We start from the raw sequence: 15,564 nt of genomic DNA, 5'->3' as shown, positions 1-15,564 counted from the left end.
CGTCATGGCCACCGTCATCGCGATGATCTTCGCCCTGACCTGGATGCAATTCCGCGGCTACTTCGAGCCGAAGGCGCAGCTGACGGTCATGTCCGGGCGCGCGGGCCTGTCGATGGACCCGGGTTCGAAGGTGACCTACAACGGTGTCCCGATCGGCCGATTGCAATCCATCGCGGTACAAGAGCGCGGCGGCGAACCGCAAGCCGCGCTGACGCTGAATGTCGATCCGAAATATTTGCGGTTGATTCCGGCGAATGTGGATGTTCAGTTGCGGGCCACCACGGTGTTCGGCAACAAATACATCTCGTTCATCGCGCCGGAAAATCCTTTGCCTGCCAGGCTGGCGCCGGGCGCCGAACTGCAGGCCACCGGGGTGACCACCGAATTCAACACCTTGTTCGAGACCATCACCGCGATCTCACAGCAGGTCGATCCGATCAAGCTCAACGAAACGCTGACCGCCGCGGCCCAGGCGCTCGACGGGCTGGGCGACAGATTCGGTCAGTCGGTGGTCAACGGCAACACGATCCTGGCCGACCTCAACCCGCGGATGCCCCAGATCCGCCGCGACATCTCGGGTCTGGCCGATCTCAGCGAGGTCTACGCCGACGCGTCGCCCGATCTGTGGGACGGGCTGACCAACGCGGTCACCACCGCTCGCACGCTCAACGATCAGCGCGGCAACCTCGACCAGGCCCTGATGGCCGCGGTCGGGTTCGGCAACACCGGCGGCGACATCTTCGAGCGCGGCGGGCCGTACCTGGTGCGGGGCGCGCAGGATCTGCTGCCGGTCGGCGCGATGCTCGACCGCAACAGCCCGTCGTTGTTCTGCATGATCCGCAACTACCACGACGCCGCACCGGCGTTCGCCCAGCAGACCCGCAACGGCTACTCGTTCCTGCTGCACGACTTCCTGGTCGGCGCCCCGAATGCCTGGAAGTACCCCGACAACCTGCCGCGCGTGAACGCGAGCGGCGGTCCCGAGGGCAGGCCCGGCTGCTGGCAGCCCATCACCCGGGATCTGTGGCCCGCGCCGTACCTGGTTTTCGACACCGGTGCGTCGATCGCGCCCTACAACCACCTCGAGCTGGGGCAGCCGCTGATGGCCGAATACGTCTGGGGCCGCCAGGTCGGCGAGAACACCATCAACCCGTAGTCGTCCGGCCGGCCATCTCGGCTTCGAGCCGCTCTTCGTATGCGCCTTCGTCTCGGCCCAGTGCGACGGTGGCCGCGATCATCGCGCCGATGGCCAGGGTCAGTGCGATCGGTTCCCAGCCGGTGATCGCGAGGTGTTCGCCCAGCACGATCGAACCCAGCACCACCGCGACCACCGGTTCGAGCACCAGCATCGTGGGCACCGAGGTCTGCAGTGATCCGGCATGGAACGCGGACTGCTGCAAGAGCGTCGCCACCACACCGAGCAGGATCACCAGGTACAGCGCGGGCGTGGTGAGCGTCTGGTACAGCGTGCCCTCGGTGACCGTGTGCATGACGATCTTGGTCAGCACCGCGACGACACCGAACATCACGCCGACCGCGAGCGCCAGCAGCACCGCCCGGCGCCAGTTCGCGCTGCGCGTGGCGGCCAGCACGCAAAGGCCCACGGCGATCGCACACACGACCGCAACGGTCACCGTGGTGACCACCGAAACCTGGTAGGAGCCTGTGCTGGCCCGCGCGAGCACCACGAACACCGTGAGCGCGGTCGTCAGCAGCAACGCCCACAGCCATTCGGCTCGGCTCACCCGCCGGTGCGCCAGGTGGGCGCTGAGCGGCAGGGCGAACAGCAGCGCGGACACCAGTACGGGCTGGACGAGAAGTAGGGATCCGAACGCCAGCGCGACCGCCTGGAACCCGTATCCCGCGACGGCCGACGCGGTGCCCAGCCACCACAGCCGCCTGCGCAGCAACGTGCGCAGCATGACGGTGCTGACACCCTTCTCCGCCGGGACGTCCATGGTCGCGCGCTGGCGGACCACGATGCCGATCGCCGCGAAGATCGCTGCGCACAGGGCGAACAGCACCGCAAGACCGTTGCCGAGCAAGCCTCGTCAACCCCTTTCGGGCCGATCCGGCCCCTGAACGTCAGTCAACCCAACCGTAGAGGGCGCGAGGCCGACATGCCGAACGGGCTAGACGACTTCGAGGCGCTCCGTGTCCGGTTTGGGTTCGCGATTCTCGGGTTCGGTCTGCTGTGCGGGCTCCGGTGCGATCTTGTCGTTCACGGTGGCCACCGCCGAATCGACGCGGTTGACCGCGTTGTCGCACAGATCCCGCACCCGGCCGCTGGCGATCTCGACGTCGTCGGCAGCACTGCGCAGATAGCCGCGCACGTTGATCCGCAACCGCTCGCCGGCATTGCGCACGCGTTGCCGCAACCGGTCGTCGACCTCGACGGTGACGTATGGCAACAGCCGAAATCTCATCTGCCCCGCTCCCATCTCCGATGCCGGATCCTCACGTGCGTCATGGCTCACAGTAGCGCCGCAAAGCGCCGGTCGGGAGCCAGACGTGATGGGCACCGCACTGCGCCCGGGAGTCGCGCGCGGATCACACCGCATCGGCATGGGGTGCCGCGCTCTTGAGACGCGCCGCGTTCTTGGCGCAACCGCATTCGCTCGGATGCCGTTTCGTGACAGTGCGGCCGTAGCGTTCGTGGACCGTACGGGTCCGCAGGCAGCAGGAGTGACGATGTCGGTAATCCGCTCGCTGACGCGGGCGCTGGCAGGGCTCCTGACCACGACCCTGGCGCTGGCGTCCGCACCGAACGCGGTGGCCGCGAACCCGTACAGTCCACAACTGCCCGACAACCCCTTCGACGGCCCGGTCGGCAGCGCGGCGATGCACGGGGACAGCGGTGCTTCCGACACCACGCCGCTGCCCGGACCCGGAACTCGTCCGGTCGTGGCCCAGCCGATCCCGCTCGCGGCGGCCTGTCCGACGAACCTGATCGGCTCCGACGGCCTGCCCGTGGCGTTGTGCACCCAGATCCTCGGCCGCAGCCCACGGGTCTATCTGCTCGACCGGACCTCGGGTGTGCCGCTGGCGAGCATGGCCATCGCGCCGGGCAGCCTGCTCGGCGGCGTGTACGCCTACCTCGACCACGCCGACCGGCTCGTGCTCGTCGACGGCAACAACAACCTGATCCGGGTTGCGCACATGCGCAACAAGCTGGGTCTGTGGAACCTGTCGATCACCGAATCCACGCCACTGGGCGCGGGTTTGCCGTCCGGGGACACCGTCACGAGCCTTTCTCCCGCCTACAACGGCAAGGTCTGGTACGCGACGGCGACCGGCACCGTCGGCATCGTCGACACCGCGACCCGCACCGTGACGTCGGTGGCGCTGCCCGCCGGCGAACGCGTCGACAACAGCATCGCGACCGCGCCGCAGGGCACCGCGGTGGTGACCAGCCATGCGCTGTACCTGATGGCCGAGGATCCCGCGGGCAACCCGGTGGTGAAGTTCCGCGTCCCCTACGACCGCGGGTCGGCCCGCAAGCCCGGCCAGCTGAGCTGGGGCAGCGGGTCGACACCGACGTTCTTCGGCCCCGCAACGGGCGGCGAGTATCTGACTCTCGTCGACAACGCCGACAACCAGGTCCACGTTCTCGTGGTCAAGGTGGCCTCGGGCACGTTGCTGTGCACCACGCCCGTATTCGCTTCGGGCGGACCGGGTTCCGAGAACTCACCGATCGGCGCAGGCCGCACCGTGATCGCCGCGAGCACGTACGGCTATCCGTATCCGGCGGTTCCCGACGGCGCCGGACCATCGGTGCCACCGACCGCGCCGTTCGTCGGCGGTATGACGCGCGTGGACGTGCGGCCCGACGAATCCGGTTGCGACGTCAAGTGGAACAACACGGTGCGCTCAGCCGCACTGCCGAAGCTGTCGATCGCCGACGGCATGATCGCGACCGTGACGCGGCACAACCCGCTCGGCGACCAGTTCGGCACCACACCGGCCGACAAGTACTCGTACGCCGCCGTTGACGCGTCGACGGGCGCGCTGCTGACCGAACAGTTCATCGGCGCGACGACGGCTTTCGACCCGATCCAGACCGCAGGCACCACCGCGCCGGGTGGTGCGATCTACCAGGGCACGCTGACCGGCATTCAGCGGATCGTGCCGCTGGGCTGAATCACCTGGGGCGCAGGCCGTCCCAATCCGTGAGCGTCCAGCCGTCGGTCGGGTTGCCGGTGACGACGACGTAGTCGGTGTTGTCCAGCGGATGTGACCGCAACAGACCCGGATCCGGGTTGCGGACGTTCATCATGACCCACAGCATGATCGCACCACCGTGCGAGTACGCGACGGGTTCGTCGTCGCCGCTGTCGTAGATCTGTTGCACGGCTTCGTCGAACCGGGCGTCGAACTCGTTGCCGTCCAGCGATCCGGGGATCCGGGCCGTGCGGTCGCCGCTCAGCCACTGCTGCGGCGCGGCGAAGTACGTGTCGGCAACGCTGGCCTCGGGCTGGCCTTCGTACTGGCCGGCCTCCAGTTCCCGCAGCCCGGGCAGCACCGTGATCGGTTCCTGCAGGGCCTCGGACATGGGCTGGGCGGTCTGCTGCGTGCGGATCATGGTGGACGCGAAGATGCCGTCGTAGTGATTGCCCTCCAGCCGCGCGGCGCTCGCCGCGGCCTGCTGCCTGCCCAGATCGGTGAGGTCGGGCCCGGGTGTCGAGGTGTCGATCAGCCCCGACGCGTTGCCCGCCGACTGGGCATGGCGAACGAAGGTCAGGGTGATCGTCCGATAGCCACCGGCCGCGGCCGTCGGCGCCAGCAATGTCGCGGCGACCAGCAGGACCACCGCGCACAGGATTTGTAGCCGACCCATTCTCAGCCTCTCCGCGTAGTTTCGTTAGCATGACTACGCTTGACGATGACAGGGTCGCACGGGCCCTTGACCGGATGTACACCGCATCCTCCGAACAGTTCGCCAAACTGCGTGCAGACGGAACCCGCCGGTTCGCCGATCTGTCCAACGCCACGTCTCAGGAGCGCGCGGACGCGCTCAGCGACATCTACATGCCGGTGACGCCAGAGGCAGGCCGGCTGCTGTATTCCCTGGTGCGTGCCACCAAGCCCGCGATCGTGGTCGAGTTCGGCATGTCGTTCGGGCTGTCGGCACTGCATCTCGCATCGGCCGTGCGCGACAACGGAACCGGGCATGTCTACACCACCGAACTCAGCGCCGCCAAGATCGCCGCGGCCAAGCAGACCTTCGCCGAGACCGGTCTGGACGACGTCATCACGGTGCTCGAGGGCGACGCGCTGGAGACACTCAAGACCGTGCGCGGCGACATCGGGTTCGTGTTGCTCGACGGGTGGAAGGAGCTGTATCTGCCGGTTCTCAAGCTCATCGAGCCCCAGCTCGTCACGGGCGCACTGCTGGTGGCCGACAACACCTCGATGGACGACACCCGGCCGTACCTGGACCACGTGCGGGACAGCGCAAACGGGTACGTGAGCGTCAACTTCCTGGCGCGCGACAGCGACAGCATGGAGCTCAGCTGCCGGACCTGACCGGCGCATCGCCGCTACGGTGCTGACATGGTGGATTTCGCCCTGCGGTCGTGCGGCCTGCGCGGGCATGCGACGTTCGCACCCGACGAACCCGAGCTGCGTGAGCGGTTGCGCGTAGACACCCCGGTCGGCGAAGCCTGGCGCTGCCTGCGCTGCGAGACGTTCGTGGTGGGCCCGCCGCGGGGCAGCGGACCCGCCGACACCGCACCCGAGATCCCGCGCGGGCGCCTGCTGCGCGACCGCACCCTGATGCGGCTGCTGGCCGTCGAGCGGGCCATCCGCGGCGTCGTGTTGCTGCTGCTCGCCGCAGGGGTGCTCAAGGTGCGCGCGTCGCGCAGTGAGCTGCGCGACGCGTTCGACAAGGACATCCCGCTGATGCGGCCGCTCGCCGACCAGATCGGTTGGAACATCGACGAATCCAAGATCGTCCGGCATATCGACGAGGCCTTCTCACTGTCGGCGACGACACTGCTGTGGATCGCGGTGGGCCTCGCGGTCTACGCGCTGATCGAGTTCATCGAGGCGTTCGGCCTGTGGTTCATGCGGCGGTGGGGTGAGTACTTCGCGGTCGTCGCGACGAGCATCTTCCTGCCGCTGGAGATCTACGAGTTGACCGAGAAGGTGACGGTGCTGCGCCTCGGCGCGCTGTTGATCAACCTCGCCGCGGTCGTCTGGTTGCTCTGGAGCAAGCGGCTTTTCGGCCTCAACGGCGGTGGTGCGGCCTATCGCGCCGAGCACCACACCGAGAGCCTGCTCAGCGTCGAACGGGCCGGGCTGGCGGCTCCTGATGGTCCTGGGCCGAGCGACGGCGATACCCCGACGGCGTCTGGCCACAGAACTGCGTGAAGCACCGGGTGAACGAACTCAGGCTCTCGAACCCCACGGCCGTCGCGGTCGCCTGCACCGACTGATCCGGCCCTGCCAGCAGCGCCATCGCCCGCAGCATGCGCGCGTGCAGAAGGTATGTCCGCCAAGAGATTCCGATCGTGTCGGCGAACAGCCTGCGCAGCGTGCGCTCGGACACCGCGACGGCACGGCTGACGTCGTCGGCCGTGACCGAGTCGAGGTGTTCCTTGGTGTAGGCAAGCGCGGCCGCGACGATCGGATGCTCGGTGGTCGGCAGGCTCAGCGGCGCCTCGTGATCGAGTGCCTCGACGACGAGGTCGGCCAGGGTCCGGAAGAACGTGTCGGACGTGTCGTCGCCGTGCGCCCGGTCGATCGGCCAGCGCAGCCCGTAGATCATCATCTCCCTGATCAACGGGGACACCGCGATGATGCGGGCGCGGTCGCCGCCGGCATCGATCAGCTGCCGGTCGAACATCACCGCGACGGTCTTCACGTCGGGGTTCATCACGGCCTGGTGTTCGAGCCCGGCCGGAATCCACGCGGCCTGCTGCGGCGGCAGCAGGTAGTGCGCGGCGTCGGTCTCGACCTCGACCACACCGTGCAGTGCGTACTCGATCTGGTGGACCTCGTGCGAGTGCCAGCCCGTGATGAGGCCTTCGCCCTGGTAGAGGTAGCTTCCGGCGAGCGCGCGACCACCACGGCGCAGCTCGATGACCGGGCGCGACAGGTTGGCCGATTCGGCTAAACCTCTGTCCGAAAGCGCAGAGACGGTCACGCTGCTAGACGGTACTACGTTGTATATGAAAACCGACGACCTGATCCTGGTGAGCATCGACGACCACGTCGTCGAACCGCCCGACATGTTCCTGCGCCACGTCCCGGCCAAGTACAAGGACGAGGCGCCGATCGTGGTGACCGACGACAAGGGCGTCGACCAGTGGATGTATCAGGGCCGGCCGCAGGGCGTCAGCGGGCTCAACGCCGTCGTGTCCTGGCCGGCCGAGGAATGGGGCCGCGACCCGGCCGGCTTCGCCGAGATGCGTCCCGGTGTGTATGACGTGCACGAGCGCGTGCGCGACATGAACCGCAACGGGATCCTCGCGTCGATGTGCTTCCCGACCTTCACGGGGTTCTCGGCGCGCCACCTCAACATGCACCGGGAAGAAGCCACGCTGGTGATGGTGTCGGCCTACAACGACTGGCACATCGACGAGTGGGCCGGCTCGTACCCCGACCGGTTCATCCCGATCGCGATCATGCCGACCTGGAACCCAGAGGCCATGTGCGCCGAGATCCGCCGCGTCGCCGCCAAGGGCTGCCGCGCGGTGACCATGCCGGAACTGCCGCACCTGGAAGGGCTTCCGAGCTACCACGACGAGGACTACTGGGGCCCGGTGTTCCGGACCCTGTCCGAGGAGAACGTCGTGATGTGCCTGCACATCGGCACCGGGTTCGGCGCGATCAGCATGGCGCCCAACGCCCCGATCGACAATCTCATCATCCTGGCCACCCAGGTCTCGGCGATGTGCGCGCAGGATCTGCTGTGGGGCCCGGCGATGCGCAACTACCCCGACCTCAAGTTCGCCTTCTCCGAGGGCGGAATCGGTTGGATACCTTTCTATCTCGATCGCAGCGACCGGCACTACACCAACCAGAAGTGGTTGCGCCGCGACTTCGGCGACAAGCTGCCGTCCGATGTCTTCCGCGAGCACTCCCTGGCCTGCTACGTCACCGACAAGACGTCGCTGAAACTGCGCCACGAGATCGGCATCGACATCATCGCGTGGGAGTGTGACTACCCGCACTCCGACTGCTTCTGGCCCGACGCGCCCGAGCAGGTACTGGCCGAGCTGAATGCCGCAGGCGCAAGCGATTCCGACATCGACAAGATCACCTGGCAGAACTCCTGCCGGTTCTTCGGCTGGGATCCGTTCGCCCGCATCTCGCGCTCGGAGGCCACGGTAAAGGCGCTGCGCGCCAAGGGCGCCGACGTCGACGTGTCCATCCGGCCCCGCGCCGAGTGGGCTCGGCTCTACGAGCAGAAGCAGCTCGCCAAGGCCTGAGCTCACCCGTTCCCGCGGGCTCACCCTATTCCCGCGAGCAGACGCGCAGGTACCCGGGAATGCGCTTTCCTGGGTACTCTGACGTCTGCTCGCCGGGCTACGCCAGCGTGATCGAGTCTCCTTTCACGGCAATCGGTTTGGCCTCAAGCGGTTTCTTGGCCGGTCCTTTGGCGACGGTGCCGTCCAGGTTGAAACTGCTGCCGTGGCATGGGCAGTTGATAGCCGCGCCGACGATCTCGGCGACATTGCATCCGGCGTGTGTGCACACCGTGGAGAACGCCTTGAACTGTCCCTGGCTCGGCTGGGTCAGCACCGTATCGCCCACGATCACGCCGGAGCCGACGGGCACGTCGGCGGTCGCGGCGAGCGCGCTCGCCACCGCCCCGGTGGTCCCGGGAGCGGGAGCAGGGGCCTGCGCGGGCTCGGCAGGCGGCTTCCCGTAGGTCGCGCAGCCGGCGACCGCGCCGGCGGCCACGGTGACCCCGGTGCTGACCAGCACGTGGCGGCGGGAGATGAACATCGAAACCTGCTTTCAGAACGTGACGCCGGTGGTGTCGAAGAACCACAGCGCCGAGGTCAGCCAGACATACACGAGCACGAAGAACAGCAGTCCCCCGGCGATCGGGATCACCCAGGGCCGAAGGTTCTTGCGGGTGAGCAGCATCATCTTGGTGACGAAGACGCCGTAGAAGAAGCAGCCGAACAGCGAATGGAACAGCACCCGGGTGTCGCCCGACTGGAACCCGAGCGCGTAGAGGCAGTGCACGGCGACGGGCACGCTCGCCAGCACGGCCAACCGCCCGGACCACACGTGGGCCGTGCCGATCCACTTCGGCGCGCGTCCCCGCGGGGTCAGCCGGTACATGATGAACGCGGACACCAGCTGGAAGATCGCGAGCGTGACCGCCAGCGTCGCGAGCCAGGACTTCACCGCGGTGCCGCTGGAGAAGCCTGCCACACTCACCGAGAAGAACTGCGGCTCATGCAGTCTGCCGAACGCCCCGAGCGCGACGGCCACGGCGGCCCCGATCAGGACGGGCACCAGCACGGCCGCGACGCCGCCCGTTGTGACGGCAGGTGCGGGCCGCGTCGGTGCCGACGACAGCGCGGCGACCGACTCGGTGTCGGCGTTCGGCTCGGGTTCAGAGCGCATTGGTCTCACCCGGCGTGGCCGTGAAATCCCAGTTCTTCTCTCCGATCCGCAGATTGCCCACGACGGTGTTGCCTACGTGGCGACCCTCCAGGTGACTGGTCTTGTCCGCGCTGTCGAGTTTCAGCAGGCCGTTGAGCGCACTGCCCGACAACCAGGTCTCGATGCCCTTGTTGTCGCAGGCGTAGGCCCGCGCCGTGGTGCCGGTGACGCGGATCTCCAGACCCAGGTCACCGTTCTTGGTGGGGATCGTCGCGACGAAGTCTTCCCGCGCCCCGAACGGCGCCGCCGTCGGTGTGGATGGTGCGGGTGGCGCCACGGGCGCGGCGGCCGGGGCCGACGTGGCGGTGGCGGTGGCTGTGGCGGCGGGTCGCGGCTCAGGTTGGCTGTTGACGTTCACCAGCCAGATGCCGGTACCGAGGGCGGCGACCGCGCCCAGGGTGGCGATGGGGCCTTTGATCTTCATGCACTGAGGTTGCGCCTCGAGCGGGCACCGATGCTTGGAGAACAGATGGAGATTAGGTGGAGATTTCCACGCCTGACCACGAGAACCGCCGCAACAGTTCGAGCATGATCGGCAGCGCGGTCGAAGCGCCCGGCGACGCGCCGAGCAGACCGGCGATGCCCGTGTCCGGGCTGACCACGAGTTCGGTGCCCATCCGCAGCTCACCGATCCTGCGCCCGTCGGGAACCACCAGCTGGGCCCGTTGCCCGGCTTGGTACAGCGTCCAGTCCGCGGGGTCGGCGTTCGGATAGAAGCGTTGCAGCTGAGCGAATTTGGTGCGCCGCCCGGCCATCAGCTGCCGGAGCAGGTACCGCAGGAGCGGCAGGTTCTGCGCGCACGCCGCGGCCAGCGGCAGCACATTGTGCCATCGGATGGTGGTGAACAGGTCGGTGAGCCGACCGTGCTTGAGCAGCCGGGTGCTGAAGGTCGCATACGGCCCGAACAGCAGGGACTCGGTGTCCCCGACGAAGCGCTTGTCGAGGTGCGGCACCGACATGGGTGGCGCGCCGATCTCGGCCTGCCCGTACACCTTGACCGCATGCCTGCGCACGACGTCGGGGTTGTCGCAGCGCAGGAACGCCGCTCCTGCGGGCAGCACACCGTAGCCGCGCACTTCACGAACCTTGGCTTTCTGCAAGAGCTTCAGCGCATAGCCGCCTGCCCCGACGAACACGAACCGGGCGCGCACCGCGAACTTGCCGCTGTGGGTGCGGCCCCGCACATGCCACAAGCCGTCGGCCTGCCTGCGCAGACGCGTGACCTCGTGTCCGGTGCGGATATCGGCCACCGTCTGGGCCAAACCCTGTGTCAGCGCGCCGAAGTCGACATCGGTCGCGTCACGGTACCGCGTGGCGGCGATCGGGCCGTCCACCGCTCGGCCTTCCATCAGCAGTGGCGCCCACTGCTCGATCACGGCGGGATCCTCGGTGTACTCCATGTCGGCGAACAACGGGGACGATTGCAGCGTGGCATACCTGCGTCGCAGGTAATCGACGTCGCGCTCGCCGAACACGATGTCGAGATGCGGGGTGGAGTGAACGAAAGTGTCTGTTAGCACGCCGGTTTCGGCGAGCTCGGCCCACCACTGCCGGGTGAGCCGGAACTGCCGTGCCGCGTCGACGGCCTTCGCCCCGTCATCGGGATCCGGCATGTAGTTGAGCTCGCAGTATCCCGAGTGCCCGGTGCCCGCGTTGTTCCACGAGGCCGAGCTCTCGGTGGCCAACTCGTCGCGACGCTCGAGCAGCACGATCGACCAGTCGGGCTGCACCGTCGTAAGCAGGGCCCCGAGGGTGGCCGACATGATGCCGCCGCCGATGAGCACGGCATCCACGGTTTCGATCTGAGTCGAAGTGGTCATGTGGCCATGGTGCGTCCGTGGCATCCAATCCGTCCAATGTATGTTTGACGCTTTATCATCCAGATATGGATGGATTGGTTTCTGACGAAACCGGAGCCCTGTTGCCGCTCTTGGCAGCATTCGAAGCAGTGGCTTCCACCGGACATGTCACGCAGGGCGCGGATCTGCTGGGTGTCCCGCAGTCCTCGGTCAGCCGCCGTCTGCGCGCCCTCGAGCACACGCTCGGCGTCGCGTTGTTCGCGCCCGCGGGGCGCCGCGTTGTGCTGACGGCGCAGGGGCGCGATCTGATGGCGCGGATCCGGGGCCCACTGCATGCGCTCGACGGAGCGATCGGTGCGGTGACGCGCGACGCTGACGGCCGAACCGGCTTGGTGCGATTCGGCTTTCCGCTCACCCTCGGCCCAGTGAGCGTGCCGCGGCTACTGGCGTCCTTTCACGATTCGGCGCCGGGTATCCGGCTGACGTTGCGGCAGGCGCACGGCGCCGAGCTCGTTCGCGGTCTACACGAGGGCGAGCTCGACGTCGCCGTCGTGATACCCCCGCCGGTCGATCTGCCGACCGTGCCGCTGGGCCGCCAAGCCCTCCGGCTGTACGTGGCCCGCGGCCACCGACTCGCCCACCGCAAGCGCGTTGCGCTCGGCGAACTGGCCGAGGAGACGTTCATCGCCAACCCGCCCAGTTACAATCTGCGCAAGCTGTTGCAGAGCTGGTGCACCGAAGCCGGTTTCACGCCGCGGGTGGCCTACGAGATCACCGAGTTCGACACCCTGCTCGCGCTCGTCGCACACGATCTCGGGATCGCCGTCCTGCCGGACCCGGAGGTGCCGCGTTCCGACGTGACGGGTATCGCGCTCACCGGCGGTGACTACTCCCGCGGCATCGCGCTGGCCCGGACGCCGACACCACTGACGCCTGCGGCTCAGCGCCTGCACGACTATCTGGCGACGCGCGCCCGGTACTGAACGCCTGCCGCGGCGCAGAAGTCCTCGAATCCGTCGACACTCGACGCCGGCGCGCCCACCGCCGCGAGGGCGTGCGCCTTGAACGCCCGGGCCGCCGCGCTGAGCGCATGGCGCACACCGGGATCTGACGACTCGCCCCACACCAGCACGTCGGTGCCGCCGGTCACCGGCAGCCTTTCTTCCGCATACAGTTCGGACGCGACGGCAAGCGCACAGCACTCGCTGTCGAGTTCGGGGCCGAGATCGACGGTGTCGGCACCGAGTATCCGCAGGGCCCAGGCGTCGTGCGCGTCGACAAGTGCGACGGACACCCGCCAACCCGCCATCACGCGGTCGACGATCAAACCCGCGGCGTGCGTGACAACATCGGTCACGTCGGGCGCCATGACGTACAGCCGATAGGTCGTCGGGCCCCGGTCTCTCATCGGAGCACCTGCACAGGAACGTGAGACCAGCCCGCGACGTTCTGCATGCTGACGCGTTCGCATCCGTCCCACAGCACGTCGTATCGCGGCATGAAGTCGAGTAATTTGTTCAGCGCGACAGTGCATTCCAGCCGGGCCAACGCTGCGCCCAGACAGCTGTGAATGCCGTAACCGAAACCGAGATTCTGCGCCTCGGTCCGGTTGCGGTCGATGTCGAAGGTGTCCGCGTCGGTCCACGCCTCGGGATCCCGGTTGGCCGAACCGCCGACGAGGAACACCGGTTTACCCGGAGGGATCGTCACACCGTGCAGTTCGACGTCGCGCTGGGAACGACGCACGTTGTACTGCGCGGGCGCCTCGTAACGCAGCAGCTCTTCGATCGCGGCCGGGATCTTGCTTCGATCCTCGTGCAGCATCCGCCACTGCTCGGGATGCCGCGCGAACACGACGGCGGCGCTGCCCATCAGCTTGGTCACGGTCTCGGCGCCCGCACCGCCGAGAAGGGTTGCGAATCCGGCGATCTCGGAGTTGCGCAGGCCCGTGAGCCGGCCGTGTTCGCGCTCGATCTCGGCGGCCACCAGGCGGCTGATCATGTCGTCGCGCGGCTCGGCCCGACGCTTTCCGATCAGGTCGTAGTACATCAACCAGGTCTGTGCCATCGCCTCGATCCCGGCTTCGGACACCTCGATCTGGCCGGGCTCGCGGTGCAGTTGTTCGTCGATCCACAGTCGCACCTGCTGGCGCAGGCCCGCGGGCACGCCGAGCATGCGCGTGATGACCTCGACCGGAAAGAGTGCCGCGAAGTCCGAGACGACGTCGAAGCGATCCGGATCGACCGCGCTCAACTGGCGGTCGATCAGTTCGGTGACCATGGCCTGCAGTGCCGTGATCGCACGCGGTGTGAACGCCTTGTTGACGAGGCTCCGCATGTGCCGGTGTTCGGGCGGATCCATCGAGATGATCATCTTGGCCGGGAGCTTCTGCCCGGTGCGCACCATCGCGAGGTCGACGCCATAGGCCGACGAGTAGGTCTCGAAGTCCTTGAATGCCGCCGCGACGTCCGCATGCCTGGTCAGCGCATAGAAGTCGTACTCGGAGCTGTAGTAGACCGGTGCTTCGTCACGCATGCGGCGATAGGTCTCGTACGGGCCGTTGAAGAAGTCCGCCGAGAACGGGTCGAACACCAGCTGCGATGTCGTCACATGACCTCCCGCCGGAACCCCCGCGTCGTCCTGACGCCTTTTCCGGACGCCTAACTGTAATAGTTACAGTAGTAGAGCTCAAGTTGCCGCGCGGCTACTCTCGGGAACGGTTATGCCGCGGGCGGGACGAGCGAGGCGATCTCGTAGGTGTCCCGCTTGGCCTGCACGAGCGTCGACCCGATCATCCAGGTGGGCGCCGGTGATTCGATCTGCCACACCACTTCGCAGGTGTTGGTGTCGACCGCGATGATCGGCGCCTTGTCGTCCAGGCGACCGACCGCGAGGGTGCCGTCGGACCCGACGAACGCGCCGTCCTCCAGTGGCGCTCCCGTGCACGACGACACGTGGTCGCCGGTCTTGAGGGCGAACTTCTCCCACACCGCGTTCGCATTGTCGATGTCGGTGAAAGTGCCACGCGTGTACACGGATTCACCGACGATGCGGACTGACCACGGCGAGTCTGCCGGCACCACGGTCATGGGGGTGCCCTTGGGATCGAGAACCACGAGCTGGTCGGTCAACGACAGTGTCAGCACCGGAAGCTCGCTGCCCTCGAAAAGACTCGGGCCGCCGGTCTGATCGGTGTAGCGCCCCACCCTGGTCCCCCGCGCATCGAAGAACGCGAACTCCTCAGGGCTACGGCTGACCGCCGCGCTCTGCCGCTCGAGCTCCACGAAGCCGCCGACCACGGGCGTCAGGGTGCCGCCGGACTTCCTCAGCACCGTGCCGTCGACGGTCGAGAACGCCACTGACTCCTTGTCGTTGATCGCGGTGACGGCGATGTCGGTGACGGGGTCACCAGGCCGCCGGTCGAGCACCTTGATCGAGTCGCCCGCAGCCTTCACGGTCCAGGTCAGCTGCCCCTGATCGTCCACACCGCGCCAACCGGTGCCCGGCTGGAATGCGATCACGCGGTCACCGGCGCTGCGCACCACCGCCGCGGCCGGATCGATGCCCGTGGTCCGCAGATTGCTCGCGGCATGCGATATCACGGTGCCCGCGTCGGTGTCGATCACCCACGCGGTCACGGCACCGGGCCCGCCGGCCTCGTTGAGGCACAGCACCCGCTGCGGACCGTTCGGCAGACAGTTGACCACGACGGGCTTCTCGATCTCGACCGGCGCGAACAGCGTTGCGCCCGTGGTCGCGTCGATGCCCAGCAGCCAGGATTTCGGCTGGCCGGTGGCGCGCACGTTGTAGCTCACGCTGAAGAATGCGCGGTTGCCGTTGTCGCCGACGTGCTCGATGGTCGGCCTGACCACATCGGGGAAGAGCTGTCGGAGGTCGACCCGCCAGCCCGGTACCGGTTGGCGCTGCATGGGCGGCAGCAGCACCTGGCCCGGCACACCGACCTGGCCCTGGTAAGCCACGGCCGACAGTGGGTGGGTGTCGTCGTCGGAGGACTTCAGGATCCACTGGATTCCGAAGAACACACCGACGGCCATGAGCACGGTGAGCACCCAGTGCCACCATTTCATGCGGCGGAAGCTCTCGCGGACTTCAGTACCCGACCCTGTCACGCACCCGA

The 15,564-nt window shown here is 67.5% G+C and carries 17 protein-coding genes; 6 read left to right on the top strand and 11 right to left on the bottom strand.

Annotation, left to right across the window (positions count from 1 at the left end; genetic code table 11):
* Nucleotides 1-4 precede the first annotated feature (4 nt).
* The gene (locus tag G6N67_RS13440) at nucleotides 5-1,156 is read left to right on the top strand and encodes an MCE family protein (protein WP_110798494.1); all 1,152 of its coding nucleotides are present in this window, start codon (nucleotides 5-7) and stop codon (nucleotides 1,154-1,156) included.
* Here the strand turns inward: G6N67_RS13440 and G6N67_RS13435 are convergent.
* Nucleotides 1,146-2,045: a DMT family transporter gene (locus G6N67_RS13435; protein ID WP_036430933.1), complete on the bottom strand. Its 900-nt coding sequence runs from the start codon at nucleotides 2,043-2,045 to the stop codon at nucleotides 1,146-1,148. The genes G6N67_RS13440 and G6N67_RS13435 overlap by 11 nt on opposite strands.
* An 87-nt stretch (nucleotides 2,046-2,132) precedes the next feature.
* On the bottom strand, nucleotides 2,133-2,426 hold the full coding sequence (locus G6N67_RS13430; protein WP_036430930.1) for a hypothetical protein: 294 nt from the start codon (nucleotides 2,424-2,426) through the stop codon (nucleotides 2,133-2,135).
* Nucleotides 2,427-2,691: 265 nt separating this feature from the next.
* Between G6N67_RS13430 and G6N67_RS13425 the strand changes: the two genes are divergently transcribed.
* Nucleotides 2,692-4,140, top strand: coding sequence for an NHL repeat-containing protein (locus tag G6N67_RS13425; RefSeq protein WP_051578618.1), 1,449 nt, complete (start codon nucleotides 2,692-2,694; stop codon nucleotides 4,138-4,140).
* Between the two features lies 1 nt (nucleotide 4,141).
* On the opposite strand, the gene G6N67_RS13420 is transcribed toward G6N67_RS13425, so the two are convergent.
* Nucleotides 4,142-4,837 carry a histidine phosphatase family protein gene (locus G6N67_RS13420; RefSeq protein WP_036430927.1) on the bottom strand — a complete coding sequence of 232 codons (696 nt, stop codon included), beginning with the start codon at nucleotides 4,835-4,837 and terminating at the stop codon, nucleotides 4,142-4,144.
* A gap of 29 nt (nucleotides 4,838-4,866) precedes the next feature.
* Here G6N67_RS13420 and G6N67_RS13415 point away from each other — a divergent pair, with 29 nt between their 5' ends.
* Together G6N67_RS13415 and G6N67_RS13410 are read left to right on the top strand one after the other, a co-directional pair.
* Complete coding sequence (locus G6N67_RS13415) at nucleotides 4,867-5,526, top strand: O-methyltransferase (RefSeq protein ID WP_036430924.1); 660 nt, start codon at nucleotides 4,867-4,869, stop codon at nucleotides 5,524-5,526.
* 27 nt (nucleotides 5,527-5,553) lie between these two features.
* Nucleotides 5,554-6,372: a DUF2127 domain-containing protein gene (locus G6N67_RS13410; RefSeq protein WP_036430921.1), complete on the top strand. Its 819-nt coding sequence runs from the start codon at nucleotides 5,554-5,556 to the stop codon at nucleotides 6,370-6,372.
* Here G6N67_RS13410 and G6N67_RS13405 read toward each other — a convergent pair.
* Complete coding sequence (locus G6N67_RS13405) at nucleotides 6,281-7,147, bottom strand: AraC family transcriptional regulator (protein WP_036430917.1); 867 nt, start codon at nucleotides 7,145-7,147, stop codon at nucleotides 6,281-6,283. The two genes, G6N67_RS13410 and G6N67_RS13405, sit on opposite strands and share 92 nt — an antisense overlap.
* A 25-nt stretch (nucleotides 7,148-7,172) precedes the next feature.
* On the opposite strand from G6N67_RS13405, the gene G6N67_RS13400 reads away from it, so the two are divergent.
* Nucleotides 7,173-8,435: an amidohydrolase family protein gene (locus G6N67_RS13400; protein WP_036430914.1), complete on the top strand. Its 1,263-nt coding sequence runs from the start codon at nucleotides 7,173-7,175 to the stop codon at nucleotides 8,433-8,435.
* A gap of 97 nt (nucleotides 8,436-8,532) precedes the next feature.
* Here G6N67_RS13400 and G6N67_RS13395 read toward each other — a convergent pair whose 3' ends face one another.
* The 4 genes from G6N67_RS13395 to G6N67_RS13380 are packed head-to-tail and all read right to left on the bottom strand — an operon-like array spanning nucleotide 8,533 to nucleotide 11,447.
* On the bottom strand, nucleotides 8,533-8,955 hold the full coding sequence (locus G6N67_RS13395) for a QcrA and Rieske domain-containing protein (protein ID WP_036430911.1): 423 nt from the start codon (nucleotides 8,953-8,955) through the stop codon (nucleotides 8,533-8,535).
* Nucleotides 8,956-8,967: 12 nt separating this feature from the next.
* A complete protein-coding gene (locus G6N67_RS13390; RefSeq protein ID WP_051578617.1) occupies nucleotides 8,968-9,588 on the bottom strand; it encodes a DUF6529 family protein in 621 nt (206 codons plus the stop codon).
* A complete protein-coding gene (locus tag G6N67_RS13385) occupies nucleotides 9,578-10,051 on the bottom strand; it encodes a hypothetical protein (RefSeq protein WP_036430908.1) in 474 nt (157 codons plus the stop codon). The genes G6N67_RS13390 and G6N67_RS13385 overlap by 11 nt, the downstream gene beginning before the upstream one ends.
* 52 nt (nucleotides 10,052-10,103) lie before the next feature.
* Entirely contained in the window at nucleotides 10,104-11,447 is a 1,344-nt protein-coding gene (locus G6N67_RS13380; RefSeq protein WP_051578616.1) for a malate:quinone oxidoreductase, read from the bottom strand.
* A 65-nt stretch (nucleotides 11,448-11,512) separates the two neighbouring features.
* Between G6N67_RS13380 and G6N67_RS13375 the strand changes: the two genes are divergently transcribed.
* Nucleotides 11,513-12,409: a LysR family transcriptional regulator gene (locus tag G6N67_RS13375; protein WP_036430905.1), complete on the top strand. Its 897-nt coding sequence runs from the start codon at nucleotides 11,513-11,515 to the stop codon at nucleotides 12,407-12,409.
* On the opposite strand, the gene G6N67_RS13370 is transcribed toward G6N67_RS13375, so the two are convergent.
* The 3 genes from G6N67_RS13370 to G6N67_RS13360 form a co-directional block, all read right to left on the bottom strand.
* Complete coding sequence (locus G6N67_RS13370) at nucleotides 12,382-12,834, bottom strand: hypothetical protein (RefSeq protein WP_036430903.1); 453 nt, start codon at nucleotides 12,832-12,834, stop codon at nucleotides 12,382-12,384. The two genes, G6N67_RS13375 and G6N67_RS13370, sit on opposite strands and share 28 nt — an antisense overlap.
* Nucleotides 12,831-14,036 (bottom strand): cytochrome P450, encoded by a 1,206-nt coding sequence (locus tag G6N67_RS13365; RefSeq protein WP_036430901.1) that lies wholly within the window; start codon nucleotides 14,034-14,036, stop codon nucleotides 12,831-12,833. Before G6N67_RS13365 ends, G6N67_RS13370 begins: the two co-directional genes overlap by 4 nt.
* A gap of 110 nt (nucleotides 14,037-14,146) precedes the next feature.
* Nucleotides 14,147-15,556 (bottom strand): 9-bladed beta-propeller domain-containing protein, encoded by a 1,410-nt coding sequence (locus tag G6N67_RS13360; protein WP_131524640.1) that lies wholly within the window; start codon nucleotides 15,554-15,556, stop codon nucleotides 14,147-14,149.
* Nucleotides 15,557-15,564: the final 8 nt, after the last annotated feature.

This window comes from Mycolicibacterium mageritense (genome assembly GCF_010727475.1).
GTDB lineage: Bacteria > Actinomycetota > Actinomycetes > Mycobacteriales > Mycobacteriaceae > Mycobacterium > Mycobacterium mageritense.
The sequence above is the reverse complement of the archived record's forward strand: the minus strand, read 5'-3'. Positions and strand labels throughout refer to the sequence as shown.

What these genes read in the sequence shown, in the direction of transcription:
- G6N67_RS13440 (WP_110798494.1), top strand. Translation starts at nt 5, where the DNA reads ATGGCCACCGTCATCGCGATGATCTTCGCCCTGACCTGGATGCAATTC.
- G6N67_RS13430 (WP_036430930.1), bottom strand. Translation starts at nt 2,426, where the DNA reads ATGAGATTTCGGCTGTTGCCATACGTCACCGTCGAGGTCGACGACCGG.
- G6N67_RS13425 (WP_051578618.1), top strand. Translation starts at nt 2,692, where the DNA reads ATGTCGGTAATCCGCTCGCTGACGCGGGCGCTGGCAGGGCTCCTGACC.
- G6N67_RS13420 (WP_036430927.1), bottom strand. Translation starts at nt 4,837, where the DNA reads ATGGGTCGGCTACAAATCCTGTGCGCGGTGGTCCTGCTGGTCGCCGCG.
- G6N67_RS13415 (WP_036430924.1), top strand. Translation starts at nt 4,867, where the DNA reads ATGACTACGCTTGACGATGACAGGGTCGCACGGGCCCTTGACCGGATG.
- G6N67_RS13410 (WP_036430921.1), top strand. Translation starts at nt 5,554, where the DNA reads ATGGTGGATTTCGCCCTGCGGTCGTGCGGCCTGCGCGGGCATGCGACG.
- G6N67_RS13400 (WP_036430914.1), top strand. Translation starts at nt 7,173, where the DNA reads ATGAAAACCGACGACCTGATCCTGGTGAGCATCGACGACCACGTCGTC.
- G6N67_RS13395 (WP_036430911.1), bottom strand. Translation starts at nt 8,955, where the DNA reads ATGTTCATCTCCCGCCGCCACGTGCTGGTCAGCACCGGGGTCACCGTG.
- G6N67_RS13390 (WP_051578617.1), bottom strand. Translation starts at nt 9,588, where the DNA reads ATGCGCTCTGAACCCGAGCCGAACGCCGACACCGAGTCGGTCGCCGCG.
- G6N67_RS13385 (WP_036430908.1), bottom strand. Translation starts at nt 10,051, where the DNA reads ATGAAGATCAAAGGCCCCATCGCCACCCTGGGCGCGGTCGCCGCCCTC.
- G6N67_RS13380 (WP_051578616.1), bottom strand. Translation starts at nt 11,447, where the DNA reads ATGACCACTTCGACTCAGATCGAAACCGTGGATGCCGTGCTCATCGGC.
- G6N67_RS13375 (WP_036430905.1), top strand. Translation starts at nt 11,513, where the DNA reads ATGGATGGATTGGTTTCTGACGAAACCGGAGCCCTGTTGCCGCTCTTG.
- G6N67_RS13370 (WP_036430903.1), bottom strand. Translation starts at nt 12,834, where the DNA reads ATGAGAGACCGGGGCCCGACGACCTATCGGCTGTACGTCATGGCGCCC.